The sequence below is a fragment of the Paraburkholderia sp. SSBN10T genome (assembly GCF_056619545.1).
The window spans coordinates 476,142-496,205 of sequence record NZ_JBWQQI010000001.1 but is presented as its reverse complement, the minus strand read 5'-3'; the positions used below and the strand labels follow the sequence as shown (position 1 = coordinate 496,205).

The following is a 20,064-nucleotide window of genomic DNA, read 5'->3' as shown; positions in this document are numbered from 1 at the left end:
CACGCGAACGAAACACGTCAGCCCATCCGTGGCGCTTCGGCGCCCTTGATCTGGATGCGGAAGCCCGAGCGCACGTTCGGGTAGTAGTCCCAGATCGCCTTGTGCTGCGTGCAGCGGTTGTCCCAGAACGCGATCGAATGCGGTTGCCACTGGAAGCGGACGTGATAATCCGGCTTCGTGCAGTGCCCGTACAGGAAGGCAAGGATCGCGTCGCTTTCGTCGCGCGGAATGCCCTCGATATGCGACGTCATGGCCGAATTCACGAACACCAGCTTGCGCCCCGAGACCGGATGCCGGACGACGACCGGATGCGTATTCACCGGCGCGTTCGGCCCGAACACCCCGCGGCCGTCGTGCACCGCCGACAGCCCTTCCAGATACGCCTTCATGCGCGGCGACAGACCTTCGTAAGCGGCGTACATGCTCGCGAACAGCGTGGCGCCACCGCCGTTCGGCGGCGTCGTGACGAGATGCAGGATGCTGCCCATCGGCGGCATGGCCGCGCAGGTCTGATCCGAATGCCACTTCTCGCCCGCCACCTTCTCCGACGTGTGGTCGAAGTGAAGGATACGGATCGCGGGATTTTCCGGCAACGGCTTGCTTTCCGTGGATGGCCCCGTGTGCAGATGCAGCTCGCCGAAATGGCGCGCCAGCACCTCGTGATGTTGCAGGTCGATCGGCTGGTCGCGAAAGAAGATCACGCCGAACTCGGTCAGCGCGCGGTGCAGTTCCGACACTTCGAGATCCGACAGTGGCCGGGTCAGATCGATGTTGCCGATCTCCGCGCCGATATGCGGCGTGACCGGCGTCACTTGAATTTTCGTGTACGACATCTGAACGTCCTTGATTGACTGTGAGTTGAACCGCTTTTCGAATCGGGCGGTGCGCTGCCCGGCTCCTTCTACGGGGACCCGGCTATTCATGAAGCGCACGCCGGCATGCGCCGGTGCCAGTCGGTGCTCGACTGATACGCGTGGGCGACACGCAGCACCGTCTCCTCCGCGCCATGCGCTCCCACCAGTTGCAGCGCGAGCGGCAAACCATGCGGACCGAAGCCGCAGCACATCGACAGCGCCGGGCTATCCGTCAGGTTGAACGGAATGCCGAAACTCGGACGCCGCAGAAAACCCCACCCGTCCGACGTATCGAACGGCGACGCTTCGCCCGGCTGGATCGGTGCGATCAGCACATCGCAGTGCGCCATCGTGGCGTCGAACGCGCTGTTCAGCGCGCGCGCTGCGGCCGTCGCCGCGACGTAATCCGCTGCGTCGAACGCCGCACCCGCGAGCACGGCGTCGAAAAACGCAGCGCCATAATGCGTCGGCCGGTCGCGCAGCCAGCGCTCGTGCAACGCGAACGCTTCGGCGAGCAGCACGGTGAAGCCCACCGCGTTCCAGTCGTCGAGCGCAGGCAGCGTCACGTCGCTCAACCTGCAACCGAGGCCCGCGAACACGCCGCATGCTGCGTCTAGCGCACTGCCGAACGCCTGAGCATCGACCGCCGCATCGTTCCAGAAATTGCGGACGACGCCGATCCGCATCCCGCGCAGGTCGGCGCCGAGCAACGGAAGGCCGTCGCTGTCGGTGGTCATGCGTGTCGCGCCTGGCTTCGCACACGCGGCGAACAGCAGCGCACAGTCCTCTGCGCTACGCGCGATCACGCCGAGCGTATCGAGCGATGGCGCGAGTGGGACAGTGCCGCCCAGATCAATCGACGCGCGCCCCGGCTTGAAGCCCGTCACGCCGCACAGCGCTGCGGGGCTGCGCACCGAACCAGCCGTGTCGCTGCCCAGCGCGCCGAACGTCATGCCGCTCGCGACGGCCGCCGCCGCGCCGCTCGACGAACCGCCCGCGAAGTGAGTGGTGCGCCACGGATTGCGGGCCGCACGGCATGGCTCATCCGACGGCGCCCCGAACGCGAATTCGTGCGTGGTGAGCTTGCCGAGGCACACCGCGCCCGCCTCGCGCCAACGCTGCACAGCCGGTGCATCGCAAAGCGGCAACGGGCCGTCGAGCTGCCAGGACTGCGCACGGGTCGGTACGCCGACCACGTCGATCACATCCTTGACCCCGACGGGCACGCCATGCAGCGGACCACGCCAGCGTCCCTGCGCGATCTCACGCTCGCACTCACGCGCCGCATGGCGCGCGATGTCGGGCGTGAACGCTGCGAACGCGTGCACGGCCTCGTCCGCTTGCGTCACCTGTTCGATGCATCGCTCGACCAGTTGCACCGGCGAAAGCCGCCCGCTGCGAATCGCGCGCGCGGCCTCGCCGATCGACGCGATCCCGCACGCGGCGGATGGCTCATTCGCCACGACGTGGCTCCGCGCCGATGCGCAAATCGAGGTGATCGGCGTGTGCGCGCCATTCCCGCAACCGCTGCCTGACGCGCGCGAGATACGGCGAAGCCGCCGCCAGGCGTTCGCTGCGCGCGACGTCGCAAACGATGCCGCGCGCAGCGAGCGTCGCGAACCACGCGGCCTCGCAGCGACGCGCGACTTCTTCGTCGGATGCTGCAGGCAGGGACGGCGGCGGCATGTTCATCGCGACTGCGCTTCCCACGCCGCGAATTCCGCGCGCGACGCGTCGGTTGGCGGATACAGGCCGATCACGCTGCGCCCGTTGGCGATCTGTTCCGCGGCAAAGCCGTCGTAGCGCGACTGCTCCGCCGCTTCCGCCGCAATGCGATGCGCCAGTTGGCGCGGGATCGCGACGACGCCTTCCGCATCGCCGACGATCACGTCGCCCGGATAGACCGCGACGTCGCCGCAACCGACCGGCACGTTCAGTTCGACCGCGTGCAGATAGCCGAAGCTCGGCGACGGCACCGGCATGCGCTGGAACGCGGGGAAATCCAGCGCCGCGATGTCGGGCGTGTCGCGAAAGCCGCCGTCGGTGACGATGCCGGCGCAGCCGCGCGCCTTCAGCCGGCCGATCAGCAGGTCGCCGCACGAACAACTGCGCGTCTCGGCGCGCGTGTCCATCACCAGCACGCCGCCCGGCGGGCAACGTTCGAATGCGGCCTGGTGCAGGTTGGCCGCGCCGCCGTAGCTCGCCATGCCGCCCACGTCTTCACGCGCCGGCACGAAGCGCACGGTGTAAGCGATGCCGACCATGCGCGGCTGGCTCTTCGACACCGGACCGATGCCCTGCGGCGACGCGCGTTTGATGCCGGCGCGATACAGACAGGTCGTGATGGTCGCGACGCTGGTCTGCGCGAGCAGCGCCAGATCGCCGGGCGACACGTCGACCAGCCCGGCGTCGGAGGATTGAGCGGAAAGAGCAGCACTCATAACGGAATGGCAATCAGCGTATCGATGCGCGACGAATCGAGAATCACGACGCGCGAGTGGAACAGGCAGCGCTCGCCCTGCACCACGATCTGGTCGACGTAGCGGCCGGACGCGAACAGCATCGCGCGGCCGTCGAGCATCGTGCGCACACAGGCGAAGCTCGTCGACAGGCGGATCGAGTCGTCGCCCGTTTCCAGCACACGGGAATCCGACAGGATGTGCCGGTAGCAATGCGGCTCGAACACGTTCGCCTGCTCGATCGCCTCGACGCGGTCGTACAGCATCGCCTGGTTGTCGCACAGCATGATCGACAGCGGCATGTTGGCGGCTTCGTTCTGGCGCGTGGTGATGCGATAGAGACCGTCTTGGGTGAAAAAGGTCGGCCACGCCGACAACGCGCCGTCGTCGATCGTGTCGGCGTATTCGGCGATCAACTGACGCGCGCGCGCGTGCAGCGCCACGTTCGTAGGGTTCTGTGTGCTCATGCTCGTCAAAATCCCATCAGGGCGCGATAACCGGTCCAGAAACCGCGCACACTGCCTTCGGACACGCGCGAGCCCGGAATCGGCTCGATGCCGTGGCCGCCCATCTCGACGATGGCAGCCTTGTTCAGACTGCCGGCGATCCCCTTCTGCACGAGGCCGCCGATCATCCCGTCTTCCATCGCGATGAGGCCGGCCGGCCCCATCATGTTGCATTGCTTCAGGCGCCCATTGATCTTCTTCTCATCGTCGTCGACGAAGCCGAACGCGATCCAGCGCAGCTCCGACTCATGCGTGCCGCGCGGCACAATCGTGCGTACTGCTAGCGAATTACGCAGTTGTTGCAGCACGAAGTTCGGGAAAATGGTCTGGATGGTCATCGACACACCGTCACCGAAGTCGTCCCATACCTCCATCATCGATTTGTCGCGCAGGCCGAAGCCGTATGCCGAGATCTCAGCCGAGCGCATCTGCCCCTGCGAATACACGGCATCGCCGTTGTCGGTGCTCATCCTGGAGTAGCTGATGTGTGACCAGCCGCGCGAGCCCATCGTGATGCCGCCTTCCATCGTCAGCCGATCCTGCTTCATCACGCCGTTGAACGCATGCAGGATCGACGCGTGATACGGATCCTTGACGTTCTCGATATAGAGCTTCCAGTTCGACGGCAGCAACTGGCTGTACTGGCCGAGAATGCGCAGCGGGCGTCCGCACACGCGGCGGATATTGGCGATCAGATCGGCGCCGACGTACTCCTCAAACGGCGGCGTCTCGTCGTTCAGCGTGCCGAACACGAGACCCGAGATCAGGTGCACGCGCAGCCGTTGCAGACCGTGATCGCGCTTGTCAAACGTCGAAGCCATGCCGCCCTTGCCGCGCACGCCGCGCTCGAATGCGACCGACGTCATGTTGCCTTCAAAGTCGAAGCACCAGTTGTGATAGATGCACATCAGGCGCTCGATGCGGCCTGACGGCTCATAGACGAGCGGCGTGCCCTTGTGCGAGCAGCGGTTCACGAGCGCACCGATCGAGCCGTCCTTGCGACGCACGAGAATCACCGGCACTTCGCCGAGCTGGGCGAGCACGTAGCAGCCGGGCTCCGGGATCTGCGCTTCGAGTCCGAGGAAATGCCAGATCGGACCGCGGAAGATCGCCTGCTGCTCGGCGGCGAACACGTTCGGATCCGAATACACGGTGTACGGAATCCGCCGCACACCTTCTTCCGGCCACTGGACCAGCTTCTCTTCGACAGGGACATTCAGGGACGCATTCATCGAGGCTTTGCTTGAGGTTGTTCGACCGGACGTCTGGCGCCGGCTCATCGTTGTTGCGGGTCTTGGCTGGTGCCGGCGCGCACGGCGCGTCCGGCATGCAGTCAGAGTAAGTGGCCGTTTTGGGGCGGTAAAGATCAATAATTGCGCGGCCCGCCGCGAAATTTCGATGCGCGTGCGCGGAGCCGATGCCACCTTCGGAACGGCCTCGCAGGCACATCAGCGGCGCCGCGCGGTGTGCAGGGTCCAGCGCGTCAGCCGCTTTTCGATCAGCACGCAGATCGCGTACGCGATGACGGCCATCAGCGCCGTTACGATCAGCCCCGCGAAAACGAGCCGCACGTCGAAGCGCGACGACGCCTCCTGCATCAGAAAGCCGATGCCGCTGTTGGCCGCAACCGTCTCCGACAGTACCGAGCCGACGAAGGCCAGCGTAATCGCGATTTTGAACGACGCGAACAGAAACGGCGTCATGTTCGGTATGCCTACTTTCCAGATGATCTGCATGCGGCTTGCGCCGAGCGAGCGCATCACGTCTTCCATCTCATGGTCGATCGACGCGAGCCCCGTGGCGACGTTCACGATGATCGGAAACACCGCGAGCGAGAACGCGAGGATCGTGGCGGGCACCGGGCCGATGCCGAACCACAGTACGAGCAGCGGCATCAGCGCGACTTTCGGCACCGCGTTGAACGCCACGAGCATCGGATATAGACCCTTGTACAGCGACGCCGACACGCCGATCGCCAACCCCACCAACACGCCGATCACGATCGCCGCCGCGAAGCCGAGCAGCGACGTGACGAGCGTCTGCCACGCGTTGGCCGCTATCGCCCCGCGATTCGCCGCAAACGATTGCAGCACCGAAGCCGGCGACGGCAGGATCAGCGCGCTGTTGGCGATCAGCGTCGATGCGCTCTGCCAGACCAGCAACAGCAGGACGAGCGCGAGCCAGGGCGTCGCCCGCTGCCAGTGTTTCTGTCGGGATGAGGTGATCATCCGCGCACCTCCACGATCTTCGCGCGCAGCGCACGGACGATTTCACCGAACTCCGGCTGATAGATCGTCGAGATGTCGCGCGGCCTGGGAAAGTCGATGGTCTGCTCCAGCACCACGCGCCCAGGACGGTTGCTCAGCACGATCACACGGTCGGCCAGAAACACGGCTTCGCGCAGGTCGTGCGTGACGAGGATCGCGCTGAAACGCCGCTTCATCCAAAGCTTCTGCGTGACGCCCCACAGTTCCTCGCGCGTGAACGCGTCGAGCGCGCCGAACGGTTCGTCGAGCATCAGCAGATCCGGTTCGTGCACAAGCGCGCGGCACACGTTTGCGCGTTGCTGCATCCCGCCGGACAGTTGACCCGGGTGGCGGTCGGCGAATTCCGTCAGCCCGACCGTCTCGAGCAGTTCGCGCGCACGCGCCTCGAACTGCGCCTTGTCGCGTCGCCAGTTGCGCCGGTGCTGCCCGACGATCTCGAACGGCAGCATCACGTTGCTGAGCGTAGTGCGCCACGGCAGCAATGTCGCGTTCTGGAACGCCATGCCCACGCCATTGACCGGCCCGGTGACGCGCTTGCCGTCGTACCTCACTTCGCCCGCGTCGGGTTGAATCAGGCCGGTCACGAGCTTCATCAGCGTCGATTTGCCGGAGCCGGACGGCCCGACGACCGCGACGAATTCACCGCGATTCACGCGCAGATCGAGTCCTTCGAGCGCGAGCGTGCGCCGCGGCCCTTCGCCATAGACCAGTCCTACCTTGCGCAGGTCGACATGCGCCTGCGGACCCGCCGCTGCACCGGCCATTCCGGAAGCTGCCGGCTTTTCAGGGGTCGTACTTCTCATGAACACGCCATTCCTCGCTTCGAAAATAACGATGGCGGCACGCGCCGGGGCCCGGCGCCCGCTGCGGCCGACACGTCGACGCCGCGTCGCCGGGACAACGTCAAGGCACCGTCAACTGTGCTTTCGGCGGCAGATAGCTGCTGTCCCACACGGCGCCCAGCGCGGGAGTCGGCACGCCCAGCGCACCCGACACTTCGTGCAGCACCGCGTCGTAGCGCGCCGGATCGACGTAGCTCAGTCCGTTCTGCTTCACACGCGGCGTGAGAATCGCGTAGCGCGTCGAGAAATCGAGCGCGAGCGCTTCGGACGGGTCGTCGAGCAGCGAGTTGTAGGTGTGCAGCGACGCGAGCGCGGCCTTCGGATCGCTGATCGACGCACGGATGCCGGAGGCGGCGCAGGAAAGGAACGCCTGCAGTTCCTTCGGATGCGCGCCGGCCCATTGCGGCTTGACGATGACCGAGCTGCCTGGCACGTCCACGCCGTATTTCGCGTACTCCATCGTGAACACCTTGTCCTGCTCGATACCGATGGCCTTCATCCCGCTCAGCACCGTGAACATGTGGCCGGCGGCCGCGTCGGCGCTACCCTGCACCAGGCTCGCCTCGCGCAGATTCGGCGTGACGCTGACCCAGCTCACCTTGCTCACGTCGATGCCGTTGGCTTTCGCGAAGGCGGGGAACAGCACGCGGCTCGCCTCACCCTGCGAATCGGCGAGACGCTTGCCCTCCAGATCCTTCGGCTTCGTGATGCCCGAGCTCTTGAGCACCGACACCGAAGTCGGCGAACGGTCGCTCACGACGAACACGATCTTCAATGCCGCATCCGGGTGCGCGGCGTCGTACGCAACGACGCTGCTGAAGTCCGCCACGCCGATGTCATACGCGCCGGCCGCGACCTTGCCGATCGAATCGCTCGAACCGAAACCACGGTCGATCTTCAGATCGAGTCCTTGTTTCGCGAAGCAGTTCTGTTGCGCGGCGATGGTCCAGATCGCCTGCGGGCCGTCGAAGGCCCAGTCCATCACGAACTTCACGGGCGTGGCCGCGCCGGCGGCCTGTGCCGCGGCTAGCAGGCCGGCGGCGGCGAGCGTCTTGCATCTGTCGACAGGCGTCATGTGCAGGGAAGGGTTTTAGTAAGAAGTGCGGCGAGCTTAGCGCGACATAAAAAATCAGGAAGGCGAGATTTTCGGCACGACGGCGCGCATTTTTAGATTCGTCTTCACGCGCGACTGCCGCTAAGCTGCTTCGCCATCGCCTGTCTGCGCGAGATATTTTTTTCCCGACGCAGCGTTTTTTTTGTGGAGCTACGATGACCCGTTCTTCTCTTGCGCCGGCGCTCTCGAACATCGCGCACGGCGTCTACACGATCTGCCCGACGCCCTTCACGGAAGCGCTCGAAGTCGACGTGGCGAGCATCGAAACGCTCGTCGATTTCCAGATTGCAGCAGGTGTCACCGGGCTCGCGGTGCTGGGCTTCCTTGGCGAGGCGCACAAGCTGTCGAAGGCGGAGCGCGCGCTCGTGGTCGAAAGCTTCGTGCGCAGCGCCGCTGGCCGCGTGCCGGTGTGGGTGGGTGTGCGCGACCTGGGCATTGCCGGCACCATCGAGCAAGCGCGCGAAGCAGAAGCGCTCGGCGCCTGCGCGGTGTTCGCGGCGCCGCTCGACGGCGCGTCGGACGCTGTGCTGTTCGACTTCTACAGCGCGCTCGCCCGCGCGGTGTCGATCCCGGTCGTCATCCACGACTTCCCCGATTCCTTCGGCACCGAGATCAAGGCGGAGGTCGTCGCGCGACTCGGCCGGGAAGGCGGCGTGCATATGATCAAGCTCGAAGAGCCGCCCGTCACGCCCAAGATCAGCCGCATCCTCGAGCAGGCCGAAGGCGCCGTCAAAGTGTTCGGCGGCCTTGGCGGCGTGTTCTTTCTGGAAGAACTCCAGCGCGGCGCGGTCGGCACGATGACGGGTTTCGCGTTTCCCGAGATTCTCGTCGCGATCTACGAGCGCTTTTCCGCCGGCGATGAAGCGGGCGCGGCCGCGCTGTTCGATCGCTACTGTCCGTTGATCCGCTACGAGTTCCAGCCGAAGATCGGCCTCGCGCTGCGCAAGTACGTGTACCAGCAGCGCGGCGCCATCGCGAATGCGGCAATCCGCTCGCCGGGCGCGACCATCGACGCGCGCACGCAGGCCGAGATCGAACGCGTAATCGAACGGGTGGGCCTGTCGCTCCGTGCAGCCGCGCCCGCCCCGCTGAGCGGAGCGTGACGCGATGAACCTTGGCATAACCGGCCGCCGCGCGCTCGTGTGCGGCGCGAGCAAAGGTCTCGGCTTCGCCTGCGCCAACGCGCTAGCCGCGGAAGGCGTGGAAGTGACGATCGTCGCGCGCACGGCCGCGCCGCTCGAGACAGCCGCGGATCAGATCCGCGCCCACAGCAGCGCGAAGGTCACCGCCGTCGCCTGCGACATCACGACGGCCGAAGGGCGCGCGCTGGCGCTGTCCGCCTGCGACGCCCCCGACATTCTGGTCACCAACACGGCGGGGCCGAAAACCGGCGATTTCCGCGAGTTTTCGCGCGACGACTGGATCGATGCCCTCGACGCCAATATGATTGCGCCGATCGAACTGATTCGCGCGACCGTCGATGCGATGATCGCGCGGCGTTTCGGGCGCATCGTCAACATCACCTCGGGCGCGGTGAAGGCGCCGATCGACGCGCTCGCACTGTCGAACGGCGCGCGTACCGGCTTGACAGGCTTCACGGCCGGCCTTGCGCGCAAGGTCGCGCAACACGGCGTAACCGTGAACAACCTGCTGCCCGGACCGTTCGCGACCAGTCGTCTCGAAGCGACGGCCGCCGGCGCTGCGCGCGCGTCTGGAAAGACGGTCGAGGCCGTGCTCGAGGAAAGGCGAGCCGCCAATCCTTCGCGGCGCTTCGGTGATCCGACGGAATTCGGTGCGATGTGCGCATTCATCGCGTCGACCCATGCGGGCTATCTGACCGGCCAGAACATCCTGCTTGACGGCGGCGCCTACCCCGGCACGTTCTGAAAGGCGGAGCCCGCAGCGTCCGCTTCCCTTTACGCCTCAGCCAGACCTCACGTTATTCCGCGCACGCCGCAGCTTCACGCGGTGCGCTTCTCCTCCTCAGGATGACTATGGAATTCGACCTCACCATCCGCAACGGTATCGTCGTCACGGCGACCGACACGATCAGCGCGGACATCGGCATTCGCGACGGACTGATCAACGCCGTCGCGCCGAACCTGCTGCCCGGCAAGCGCGACATCGACGCCGCGCATCGGCTCGTGATGCCGGGCGGCATCGACAGTCATTGCCATATCGAACAGCTATCCGGCATGGGCGTGATGTGCGCCGACGATTTCTACAGCGGCAGTGTGTCCGCGGCATTCGGCGGCACAACCACGATCATTCCGTTCGCCGCGCAGCATCGCGGCAAGCGGCTGCCCGACGTGATCGCCGACTACGCACAGCGTGCAAAAGAAAAGGCCGTCATCGACTATGGTTTCCACCTGATCGTCGCGAATCCCGACGCAGCGACGCTCGAATACGACCTGCCGCAGGCGATTCGCGACGGCATCACGTCGTTCAAGGTGTTCATGACCTACGACGCGCTGAAACTGGACGACTATCAGTTCCTCGACGTGCTCTCGGTCGCGCGTGAAGCGGGCGCGCTCGTGATGGTGCATGCGGAGAACAACGACATGATCCGCTGGCTCGCGCAGCGGCTGATCGCCGAGGGACGCAAGGCGCCGAAGTATCACGCCGCCGCGCATACGCCGATCGCCGAAACCGAGGCGGCGCATCGCGCCATCCAGCTCGCGCGGCTGATCGATACACCGCTTCTGATCGTGCATGTGTCGGGCGGCGAAACGGTCAAGCTGATCGACTCGGCACAGCAGTTCGGCCTGTCGATCCACGGCGAGACGTGCCCGCAATATCTTTTTCTCACCGCCGACAACCTCGACCTGCCGGGAATGGAGGGCGCGAAGTTCTGCTGCAGTCCGCCGCCGCGCGACAAGGCCGCACAGGACGCGCTGTGGAGCGGCCTGAAACACGGCACGCTCGCGATGTACTCATCCGATCACGCTCCGTACCGCTTCGACGAAAGCGGCAAACTGCCCTACGGCGAGGATACGACCTTCAAGCAGATGGCCAACGGCGTGCCCGGACTCGAAGCCCGTCTGCCGCTGCTCTTTTCCGAAGGCGTCGGACAGGCGCGCATCACGCTCAACGAGTTCGTTGCGCTGAGTTCTACGAACCACGCACGCACCTACGGCCTGTATCCGCGCAAGGGCGCCATTCAGGTCGGCAGCGACGCCGACCTGGCGATCTGGAATCCCGACATCGAGAAAACGCTGTCCACGTCGATGCTGCACGACAACGTCGGCTACACGCCCTACGAAGGACGCAAGGTGCGCGGCTGGCCGGAAATCGTCGTAAGCCGGGGGCGTGTAGTGGTGGAAAACGACACGCTGCAGGTCGAGCGCGGGTCCGGCCGTTATATTGCGCGCACTACGCCGGAGCCATTGCTGACGAAGCGCGATCCCGCCCATTCGGCCCACCTCGGCTTGCTCAGGACGTGGAACGCGAAGGCGGATGAGTGAGCACGTGAGCGACGCTTGAGCGATGCGTGAATGAGCGAGGACCTCGGCTCGCCGGCCCGGCGCTCAGAGGTCGACGACGAGCCGCTCGCCGATGCAGCCCGAACAGCACGGCATCATCGTGCGGTTCGCGGCGCGTTCCTCGTCGCTCAGGACCAGATCGCGATGATCCGGCGTGCCGTCGAGCACGCCGATCTCGCAGCTTCCACAAATGCCCTGGCGGCAACCGTACGGCAGGTCGATGCCGGCCGCGAGCAAGGCATCGAGCGCCGTCGTGCCGGGCACGACAACGATCACGCGCTCACTGCGCCGCAGTTCGAGTGTGTAGTGGCCGGCAGCTGCGGCACTGTCGCCCGACGTACCGGCCTCGGCTGGCGCCTGGAAGTATTCCCAGTGAACGGTTGCGGCGTCGCGTTGCGCCGTCGCCGAGCGAAACTGCGTCAGCATGCGTTCGGGCCCGCAGCAATAGAGATGATCGGCCGGCCCGGCGCCTGCCACGATAGCCGCGATGTCGAGCCGTGCGCTGCTGTTGGCTTCGGTTGCCGCGTCGGAAATCGCAAGGTGCACGCGCGAGCCGCCAATGTGATCGAGCTTCAGCAGGTCTTCGACGAACGCGCCGCTCTCGCGCCGACGCATTGCGTAGTACAGCCGCCACGGTCGTTCCAGACGCTCGAGCTTCTGGATCATGCTCCAGATCGGCGTGATGCCGATTCCTCCAGCGATGAAGATGCTGCATGGCGTGCGCTCGTTCAACTGAAACGTGTCGAACGGTCCGGCGATGGTCAGACGCTGCCCCACTTGCGCCTGCTCGCACAGATATCGCGAGCCGCCTGCTCCCGCAGATTGCAACGCCACGGCGATACGGAAATGCGCCGCGCCGGGCGCCTGGACAAGCGAATAGCAGCGTTCGAGCCCGTCGGGCAACTGCACGCGAATATGAGCGCCAGGTGCGGCCGGTGGAAGGCTGCTCTGCCCCGCTGGACTGAGTGTGAGCATTGTCACGCCGGCGGCGACGCGTTCGATTTCACTGATAAAAACTTCGAGAGACATGACAGAGCGCGCGCGCCGACTGGACATTCAGGTGACGCGCGCTGGTTCGGTTTGGATGTGCAAGCCTACCGACCTTCAGCAGATAAGAGCAAGGTGAAAAACTCGCGGGCCATGCGCGAATTTAGCGAGTGGTTAGGCGTCCTTGTGTCCTTGGCGCCGCAGGACGACATGCGTGGCCTTCTCCGACGCTACGAATTCAACGCATTCGTATCCCAGAGCCCGAAAGTCAACCCCTTCGAACAGCGATTCTCCCCGGCCGAGCAGGACCGGCGCGATAGCAATGTGCAGTTCATCAATGAGGCCCTCACGAAGATACTGCCGGATTGTGTCCGGCCCACCGCCGATCCGCACGTCCATTCCGGCAGCGGCCTCGCGTGCACGGTCGAGCGCCTCGCGAATGCCTCCTGTTATGAAGTGAAACGTCGTACCGCCTTCCATCTCGATGGGGGGACGAGCATGATGGGTCAAGATGAAGGCTGGAACGTGATACGGTGGATTGTCTCCCCACCAGCCTTTCCAGTTTGTGTCCGGCCAGTCCCCACGAATGGGTCCGAACATGTTCCTCCCAAGAATCCAGGCTCCAACATTCTGAAAGCCACGGGCGGCGAAATCATCGTCAACCCCGGTCGTACCGCCGTCCTTGCCGAACAAGGCCCGCTGGAACGTGCGTGTTGGGACTAGCCACTGGTGCAGTTCCGTCCCGCCAACGCCGAGCGGATTGTTGATGTCTTGATTCGGGCCTGCTCCGTATCCGTCGAGCGAGATGGTGAAGCCATTAACGCGAACTCGTGTCATCGTTTGCCTCCGTTTAGACGTCTAACGTAGTGTGGACAGCGAATCTGCATGGTTTACGAGTTGCGTGACAACTCTGTCGAAAGGGACAGTTACTGCCTCATCCTAACGCGCCTCGTGGGCATTGTCGATCCGCGGTTCGATCGCTGCTTTAGATGGAATTGACCGCTCGCTAGTCGCGTAGACAGACGTTGCAAACAGGCCGCACAGGGTGTGCGGCTGCCTGGAATTTCAATCAGTGAGCGGCCTTTGCTGCTCTTTGCCTGAAGACCATCAAACTGGTCAGGATGAAGCCTAGAAGCGCGATCGAAGCAGCATAACGGTTCATCGCCAGACCACCATGGTCGATTGGCTTGTCGAGGAAGTCACCCAGCGCCGCCCCGAGCGGACGAGTCAGAATGAACGCGGCCCAGAAGAGTATCGTCGATGAGATGTTGGTCCAATAGTGCGCAACAAGGAGCACCAGTAGTAGGCCACCGAAAACAATGGCCGCGCCGGTGTAGCCGAGCGCAACCGTGTCAGCAGTCCAGTCGCCCAGCGCGGTACCGAGCGTCTGGGAAAACATGATCGTCACCCAGTAAAACATCTCCGCTTTGGGCGAAGATACAGTCGTCACCGATACCGAACCCATCACCTTGTACCAGGTGAAGAGCGAGCCCAGCAGCAAAACGAGAAGGATCGTACTTCCGCCCGAGTAGCCGATCCCGAGAGACCGGTCGGCAAAGTCAGCAAGCGTCGTACCGACTGTCGTTGTGGCGACGATGGTTACCCAGTAAAGAAGCGGATTAAACCGGTTCGCCCGAATCTGGGCGCTGACAGCGGCGAAGAATATCACCGCGAAAATGATCGTGCCGACAAGGTAGCCCAGATTCATCGACATCGAGACTGCATCTCCGCCAGTCTCGCCTAGTGTCGTCGCTGCGATCTTGACGGTCCAGAAACCAAGCGTGACCTCAGGCACCTTGGTCATCGCCATGTGCTTCGTTGTGTCCATATTCGTTCCCTCATGTAGGCAGTCCAGGGGTCCCGTCACCGTCATGCAGGGACGCGGCGCTGAAAGCGCAAACTTCGCGTCTTCTTCACAATGTGGGATATCCCGTTAAGAAAAGTAAGCCAACGTTGGGTTTTAGTGTGCAGGACGCGTCCTTAAGAAAACCTTAGGCGCGACCGTGCTTTCTTGCGAAAGCGCACGCGGCGGCCTATAAACCTGGATCCGGCAGTTGGCGTCGCGCCACTACCGAGCATCGTTAGTCCGCTTGCAACTGGGAGCGGACATATCGATCTCATGTTCGCACCGATCTTGAACGACCCGTCATGGCCGAACCCGGAAGTTCCTCTACCACTGCCTGGCGCCGACATCTGAGTAACATCGAAATTCCGTAGCCGACCTGCTGCGGCCGGTCACGTTTCCCGAAAGCAACCGCTCAGCAGCGACGATACCCATTCAATTTTCAGCAGTTTCTCTCAAGATCGAGCACATCCGCCATCTGTGGTCCCGGTCATGATCGGCAAGTTGTTCGATCAGAAAATATACGTCCACCTCACTACCATCGTGACGAATCCCAGTACGCTCAAATGCAACGTCTGCGGCCATCTCTAGCTGATCTACAAGACTGGATCGGAGCTCGACGAATTCACGGATGGCCGCTTTTCGAAGGGAGCAGGCCTATGAACGCCGGGTCAGGCGTCACCCTCAATGTCGCTGCCTGGCCGACGACCAACCCATGCAAACGGCATACTCAACCCAAACCTTGCCATGCAGCGATCGACAGTACGCCAGAAGTCAGGTCCGTTCGAAATCAGCAAGTATTGTCAGCAGCCGCTCGGTAAAACGTTCGGGCTGTTCGAGACTTGGCAGATGAGCAACTGCGCCCAGCATCTCGAGCCGACCGTCCGGGAGCACTGCCGCGAGCTGTTCGCAGCGTGTCTGGATGTGGGGGATATCGAGGTTACCGCACAAGATCCTTACTGGAACGGTGATTTGATCGAGTCGCCCCCAGGCCGGCTCGGGCTCGACAGCGCAACCAAGTGGCGGCGTTGCCAAAGCGATCGCGTTCATAGTCAGGAACAGGTCGCGGACCGGTCCGCTCACGCGCCCCTCATCCGCCAGTGGCCCGTCTAGCCAGAGTGCTGCTTGCAGTCGATTCACCTCATCGAGATCGCCTGACTTTATCGCCAACTCAGTAGCATCGAGCAGTCGCTGCACGGCTGTAACTGATGTTGCGGCGGGTGCGCCGCTGACACCCGGTGCGACCAGCACCAGTGCCGCAATTCGCTCAGGCCGGGCGAGTGCGGCGTCGATGGCAATGCTGCCGCCCCTCGAGCAGCCAACCAGAATGGCCGGCTTGTCGCTGCCTGCCAGTTGGTCGAGCACGGCAAACAAATCATCTGTTTGGCTGTAGATCTCGTCGACCATGCCCGTCTCACCGAAGCCCCGGCGGTCGAATGCGATCACCCGATAACTGGTGGCGAGCGTATTCAGTTGGTGACGCCACATCCGACGGTCCGCGATGTTGGCATGCAGGAATACGATCGGTTGACCGTCGCCGGTCCATTCAGCCGCGATCCGCGCGGTACCGACAGTGACGGTTTCTAGCGAGGCCTCCATTACCCTGTTCTCCCATACGCGTTAAGCCACGATTGTCAACCACTCGCGTGTCGCTGTCGAGATATGCAGAGTGGCCGGTCCCTACCCTGACGGCGATCGGCAATACGCGGTTGCGGATTCAACCGGTCCTTCCGATCTGCAAATACCGGACCGTTCAAACTGACTGCCCCGGCGACCTGTCGCAGTTCTCCTTTGGGATTTCAAGCGATAGATTGTGTGCGCATCGAATTGATTGCTTTGATCAGTTCCGATACCACGAATGGCCGTTTCTCAAGCGTGTTTTCGATGTACGTCATCTGCGGATTGTCCGACCTAAACTCGGGCCAGGGCTCACCGCCCTCCGGCTTGGGAACCCCCGAAGTTGCAAACTCCACCCATGCCGATTGCATCTGTGCCGAGAGCTGTCCATCGAGTTCATCGTAGTACCCGTCTGTCGTCAGATTACGGAAGACGTAGCGGATCTCCCCTGTGTGCTTTGCCAATTCTTGCGACGCGGCGGCGCCGGGCGCTACCCGGTTGAAGTGATAGTAATAAATACGCCTACTCGATTGAGTCAGCCGACGTACGGCTTCGTACGCCGGTTCAGCAAAAATCGCAACTGTAAAGAGTTGGTCGATCGATTCATAGACGGTCGTCTGCAAACTGGACAGCGCAGCCGCCACGTCATCCCAGCGCGCACCTCCAAGCATGGTGGTCATGCCCGCGAGCATGGGCGGCGGATATACGCCGCCCGGTTTGAGGAAATAGCGCGCTTCGTTCTCCGTACTGCCCATGAGAACGGGAATCTCCTTGCGCTGAAGTGGATCGGCGCCGGGCAGAACTATTTCGCCATCGGCAAAGGGGCCCCATACAAGATGTGCCGGCGTGTGAACGCGACCAGGAGGCGGCGGAATACCGCACAGGTCGTACGACGCCTGCCCTACTACCGCCGAGGGGATTTGGCGTAACGCGTCGGGATCTGCGGTTCCGACGCGTTCAAATAGGCGCTCGGCCGCTTGTCGAGCGTGCTCCCATGAAAGCTCCGGAGCAAATGCCGCGCGCTCGCCGCCTCCGCTTTCCATGATGGCCTTGTGAAAAAGACCATCCGCCTGCGGCGACGCAAGCAGCATTCTCACCGCCACGGCTCCAGCCGACTGCCCGAAGATCGTTACGTTCGACGGATTGCCGCCGAAGCAGGCAATGTTCTTACGCACCCATTCCAGCGCGGCGATCCAGTCCAGCACCGCAAAATTGGCACCCAGTGCCGGGTGACTCAAGAACCCGAAAGCCCCCAGCCGATAGTTAATCGTTACCAGCACGACACCTTGCTCTGCGAATCTGGTGCCGTCATAGGCATCTTCCGATCCCGCGCCTCCCAGGTTTCCACCGCCGTGAATCCATACCATGACGGGTTTCCGAACTCGAGCGTCCAGCGAAGTGGTCCAGACGTTCAAGTACAGACAATCCTCGCTTCTTTGCGTCACTCGCAAATTGAAAACCGCACCTTGCGTTTGCATCGCACACGGCCCGAACTGCGTCGCGTCACGCGTACCTGGCCACTCAAGCGGTGGCGCAGGCGCACGCCAGCGGAGGTCGCCCACAGGTGGGGCCGCATAAGGAATGCCAAAGAACTTGTGAACTGAGTTCTCGGTCATCCCTCGAAGGCGGCCTTCCGCAACCTCGACATACTGATTCTCGACCATTGTGAAATCTCCTGGACGCACGCAACCATTGAAATCCACCGTCGCGCCGACTCAGGGCGACCGTGACCAGCCCTTCAGTTTTCCAAAAGCGGCCGTTGAACATACATCCATATGAAGCCCTAAAACTATCCCGATGGCACGTACAACACTGTACACGGCAAGGTATAGGCCATGGGTCTGATGCAGGTGCACAAACCGTCATGTGTCTGCACGCAATTACCCAAGTTCGTCTTCCGGCCGCATTTCTTCCTCGTCGAACATATCCGACTCGATAATAGGCAGTTCAACGGGGGGCAAACCGACCTGGAACAGTTCCATGGTTGACGTCGCCTTGATTTCGAGCCGCTCCCCTGGGTATACCTGCAACGCGGTCAAGTAAGTCAACGGCTGATCATCTACACGGCCCTCACCAGAAAGGATAACGAACAAACGCTGGGCGGAATCATCCACCGACGACCAGATGGCCTCGTCGCGCAGACGTAACATCTCAATCCAAACGCCGCGCTCCGAGAAGCTTCCCATGAATTTGTGATCGACTCCAGGCGACCCTTTTACCGACAGCCAGTTGAAGTGCTTCGGATCCGCAACTATCACCCTCCTGTATCGCGGATGTGGATACTTGAGCTTGACACCGAAGACTTGCTGCCAAATGGCATTGAGCCCCCACTCGCGCTTGCCGTCAGAGCGGACGTAGAAGGGACCGTCGAATTGCCCGGTCTGTTCGAGTTCCTTCCATGCCCGGCGCCTCTGTTCGATGCTCATGAAACCGTAGGCCGAGGAACCGCCGAACTGCAATGTCAGGGAGAGCCGACCGGCCGGAGTTCCCTCCGTAATCGGGTCTTCCTGAGGCCCATAGGCGAGCCCCTCAGGAAAGTAGCCAATCTGTCCCTCCTCGAGAACCAGGCCAGGCTGAACGTGATACGGTCCCGTCAATGGCAGACGAATTTGTTCAAAATTGTGGCGATGCCGAGGCATATGGAAGTCTGCATCCTGCCGCCCGAGGATGTACATGAAGTTTTCGGGTGAGGTCGGGTCGTCCCCCTTCAGCATGTGCTGAAAGGCAATAGCGCCGGTAGGATGGTCTTTCTTCCAGTTGTCCGGATCGAATAGCACGATCTTCATCTTATGCTCCTGTCGGGTTGTGTGTTGTCTCGCGCGCCTGGAAATCAAACGCCATACGATTTTTCCTCTACTTCGCTATTGGAAGACGCATTCCGTTTTGTTGAGGCATGCGACGACCGGCAGCGGATGCCACTTAAATTCAGGCGCGAATCCGCAGGCGCTGAATCGAGAATGCAAAGACGAGCCGTGAGGAAGCGTCATGGACACTCGTCGACGAGCGAGCCCGCGTTCGCCTTTATGAGTTTTCGAGAGATAGCATCGCGTCTTTATAGATGGATGTAAAATAGATTAATCTTACTAATTGATCATTAAATGTGATCGTTTTGCGCACTATGGATCTTCGCCATCTACGCTATTTTCTTGCCGTCGCCGAAGAAGAGCATTTTGGACGCGCGGCCAAACGCCTCCACATCGTGCAGCCCGCCTTGAGTATGCAGATCCGCTCCCTCGAGGAAGAACTGGGCGGGCCACTTTTTCAGCGCACCAGCAGACGCGTGGTACTGACTGAGGCTGGCAGCATTTTGCTCGCAGACGCGCGGCGTCTGCTTGCGCAAGCGGACCGGGTGCGTTTGGATGTCCAACGTTCGCTGAGGGGTGAAATCGGCAGTGTGCGAATCGGCTTTGTCGGAGCCACTGTCTACGGCGGTGAGCTGATAGATGACCTGCGTCGCTTCCGCCAGTTTTACCCGGACGTGGAAGTGCATCTCAAAGAAGTCGCGCCGCAACAACAAGCCGAAGCATTGCTTAATGGCGAATTGGACGTCACCTATGGCCTGAGCGCTTTCCTGCCCTCTGATTCGCGATTTCACGCTGAGAACCTGGGGCGGTGGCCCCTTGTCCTGGCACTGGCAGACAACCATCCGCTCGCTTCGAAGCGGCGCGTCTCGCCGCGGAACCTGCAGGCCGAGCGAGTCATCCTCCCCGCGACCGACAGGCACGAGGAGCGATCCGTAGCGCTGGTGCGCGCGATCCTCGGTGACGATGTTCGCATCATCGAAAGCGCATCAAGCACGAACGCCCTATTTGCCATGGTGGCAGCCGGGTTGGGAGTCGCGCTCATTCCCTCCGCATTCTCCAGGATGGCGGTGCCCGGAGTGACCATGCGGCCACTATCTGGCGTTTCCCATTTCGCAGATCTCGTCCGACTCAGTCGGGCCGACGAGACCAGCGGCGCAGTCCGTGCCTATATGGACTGTGCACACAGTGTAAAGGGGTCCCCCTGATTTTATAATGGGTGTCGACGATTCCGGCACTGATGTCGACCGACCACTGGTGGCCGCGGTGTGACGACCAACTTTTAGAGGAGA

At 62.7% G+C, this 20,064-nt stretch carries 19 protein-coding genes; 4 read left to right on the top strand and 15 right to left on the bottom strand.

Features of this window, described 5'->3' with window-relative positions:
- Positions 1-17 precede the first annotated feature (17 nt).
- From AC1ECK_RS02260 to AC1ECK_RS02220, 9 genes are all read right to left on the bottom strand, one after another.
- The gene (locus AC1ECK_RS02260; RefSeq protein WP_480315424.1) at positions 18-833 is read right to left on the bottom strand and encodes a TauD/TfdA dioxygenase family protein; all 816 of its coding nucleotides are present in this window, start codon (positions 831-833) and stop codon (positions 18-20) included.
- 86 nt (positions 834-919) lie between these two features.
- Positions 920-2,317: an amidase gene (locus AC1ECK_RS02255; protein WP_480315422.1), complete on the bottom strand. Its 1,398-nt coding sequence runs from the start codon at positions 2,315-2,317 to the stop codon at positions 920-922.
- Positions 2,307-2,540 carry a hypothetical protein gene (locus AC1ECK_RS02250; protein ID WP_480315420.1) on the bottom strand — a complete coding sequence of 78 codons (234 nt, stop codon included), beginning with the start codon at positions 2,538-2,540 and terminating at the stop codon, positions 2,307-2,309. The genes AC1ECK_RS02255 and AC1ECK_RS02250 overlap by 11 nt, the downstream gene beginning before the upstream one ends.
- A 2-nt stretch (positions 2,541-2,542) precedes the next feature.
- Positions 2,543-3,295 (bottom strand): RraA family protein, encoded by a 753-nt coding sequence (locus AC1ECK_RS02245; protein WP_480315418.1) that lies wholly within the window; start codon positions 3,293-3,295, stop codon positions 2,543-2,545.
- Positions 3,292-3,780: an aromatic-ring-hydroxylating dioxygenase subunit beta gene (locus tag AC1ECK_RS02240; RefSeq protein ID WP_480315416.1), complete on the bottom strand. Its 489-nt coding sequence runs from the start codon at positions 3,778-3,780 to the stop codon at positions 3,292-3,294. The genes AC1ECK_RS02245 and AC1ECK_RS02240 overlap by 4 nt, the downstream gene beginning before the upstream one ends.
- Positions 3,781-3,785: 5 nt before the next feature.
- On the bottom strand, positions 3,786-5,051 hold the full coding sequence (locus AC1ECK_RS02235) for an aromatic ring-hydroxylating oxygenase subunit alpha (protein WP_480315414.1): 1,266 nt from the start codon (positions 5,049-5,051) through the stop codon (positions 3,786-3,788).
- Between the two features lie 216 nt (positions 5,052-5,267).
- Positions 5,268-6,047 (bottom strand): ABC transporter permease, encoded by a 780-nt coding sequence (locus AC1ECK_RS02230; protein ID WP_480315412.1) that lies wholly within the window; start codon positions 6,045-6,047, stop codon positions 5,268-5,270.
- Positions 6,044-6,889 (bottom strand): ABC transporter ATP-binding protein, encoded by an 846-nt coding sequence (locus tag AC1ECK_RS02225; protein WP_480315410.1) that lies wholly within the window; start codon positions 6,887-6,889, stop codon positions 6,044-6,046. Before AC1ECK_RS02225 ends, AC1ECK_RS02230 begins: the two co-directional genes overlap by 4 nt.
- A gap of 100 nt (positions 6,890-6,989) precedes the next feature.
- The gene (locus AC1ECK_RS02220) at positions 6,990-8,003 is read right to left on the bottom strand and encodes an ABC transporter substrate-binding protein (RefSeq protein WP_480315408.1); all 1,014 of its coding nucleotides are present in this window, start codon (positions 8,001-8,003) and stop codon (positions 6,990-6,992) included.
- A 194-nt stretch (positions 8,004-8,197) separates the two neighbouring features.
- On the opposite strand from AC1ECK_RS02220, the gene AC1ECK_RS02215 reads away from it, so the two are divergent.
- The 3 genes from AC1ECK_RS02215 to hydA all read left to right on the top strand — a co-directional run bounded on the left by AC1ECK_RS02215 (position 8,198) and on the right by hydA (position 11,506).
- Positions 8,198-9,145 carry a dihydrodipicolinate synthase family protein gene (locus tag AC1ECK_RS02215; RefSeq protein WP_480315406.1) on the top strand — a complete coding sequence of 316 codons (948 nt, stop codon included), beginning with the start codon at positions 8,198-8,200 and terminating at the stop codon, positions 9,143-9,145.
- 4 nt (positions 9,146-9,149) lie between these two features.
- Entirely contained in the window at positions 9,150-9,929 is a 780-nt protein-coding gene (locus AC1ECK_RS02210; protein WP_480315404.1) for an SDR family NAD(P)-dependent oxidoreductase, read from the top strand.
- A gap of 107 nt (positions 9,930-10,036) precedes the next feature.
- A complete protein-coding gene (gene hydA, locus AC1ECK_RS02205) occupies positions 10,037-11,506 on the top strand; it encodes a dihydropyrimidinase (RefSeq protein WP_480315402.1) in 1,470 nt (489 codons plus the stop codon).
- A 63-nt stretch (positions 11,507-11,569) separates the two neighbouring features.
- On the opposite strand, the gene AC1ECK_RS02200 is transcribed toward hydA, so the two are convergent.
- From AC1ECK_RS02200 to AC1ECK_RS02175, 6 genes are all read right to left on the bottom strand, one after another.
- Positions 11,570-12,553 (bottom strand): PDR/VanB family oxidoreductase, encoded by a 984-nt coding sequence (locus tag AC1ECK_RS02200; RefSeq protein WP_480315400.1) that lies wholly within the window; start codon positions 12,551-12,553, stop codon positions 11,570-11,572.
- A gap of 132 nt (positions 12,554-12,685) precedes the next feature.
- Positions 12,686-13,348 carry a dihydrofolate reductase family protein gene (locus AC1ECK_RS02195; protein WP_480315398.1) on the bottom strand — a complete coding sequence of 221 codons (663 nt, stop codon included), beginning with the start codon at positions 13,346-13,348 and terminating at the stop codon, positions 12,686-12,688.
- 232 nt (positions 13,349-13,580) lie between these two features.
- The gene (locus AC1ECK_RS02190; RefSeq protein WP_480315396.1) at positions 13,581-14,339 is read right to left on the bottom strand and encodes a COG4705 family protein; all 759 of its coding nucleotides are present in this window, start codon (positions 14,337-14,339) and stop codon (positions 13,581-13,583) included.
- Between the two features lie 789 nt (positions 14,340-15,128).
- Positions 15,129-15,953 carry an alpha/beta fold hydrolase gene (locus tag AC1ECK_RS02185; RefSeq protein WP_480315394.1) on the bottom strand — a complete coding sequence of 275 codons (825 nt, stop codon included), beginning with the start codon at positions 15,951-15,953 and terminating at the stop codon, positions 15,129-15,131.
- 200 nt (positions 15,954-16,153) lie between these two features.
- Positions 16,154-17,635 carry a carboxylesterase/lipase family protein gene (locus tag AC1ECK_RS02180; RefSeq protein ID WP_480315392.1) on the bottom strand — a complete coding sequence of 494 codons (1,482 nt, stop codon included), beginning with the start codon at positions 17,633-17,635 and terminating at the stop codon, positions 16,154-16,156.
- A 216-nt stretch (positions 17,636-17,851) separates the two neighbouring features.
- The gene (locus tag AC1ECK_RS02175) at positions 17,852-18,757 is read right to left on the bottom strand and encodes a hypothetical protein (RefSeq protein ID WP_480315390.1); all 906 of its coding nucleotides are present in this window, start codon (positions 18,755-18,757) and stop codon (positions 17,852-17,854) included.
- A 332-nt stretch (positions 18,758-19,089) separates the two neighbouring features.
- Here AC1ECK_RS02175 and AC1ECK_RS02170 point away from each other — a divergent pair, with 332 nt between their 5' ends.
- The gene (locus AC1ECK_RS02170) at positions 19,090-19,980 is read left to right on the top strand and encodes a LysR substrate-binding domain-containing protein (protein ID WP_480315388.1); all 891 of its coding nucleotides are present in this window, start codon (positions 19,090-19,092) and stop codon (positions 19,978-19,980) included.
- Positions 19,981-20,064 lie beyond the last annotated feature (84 nt).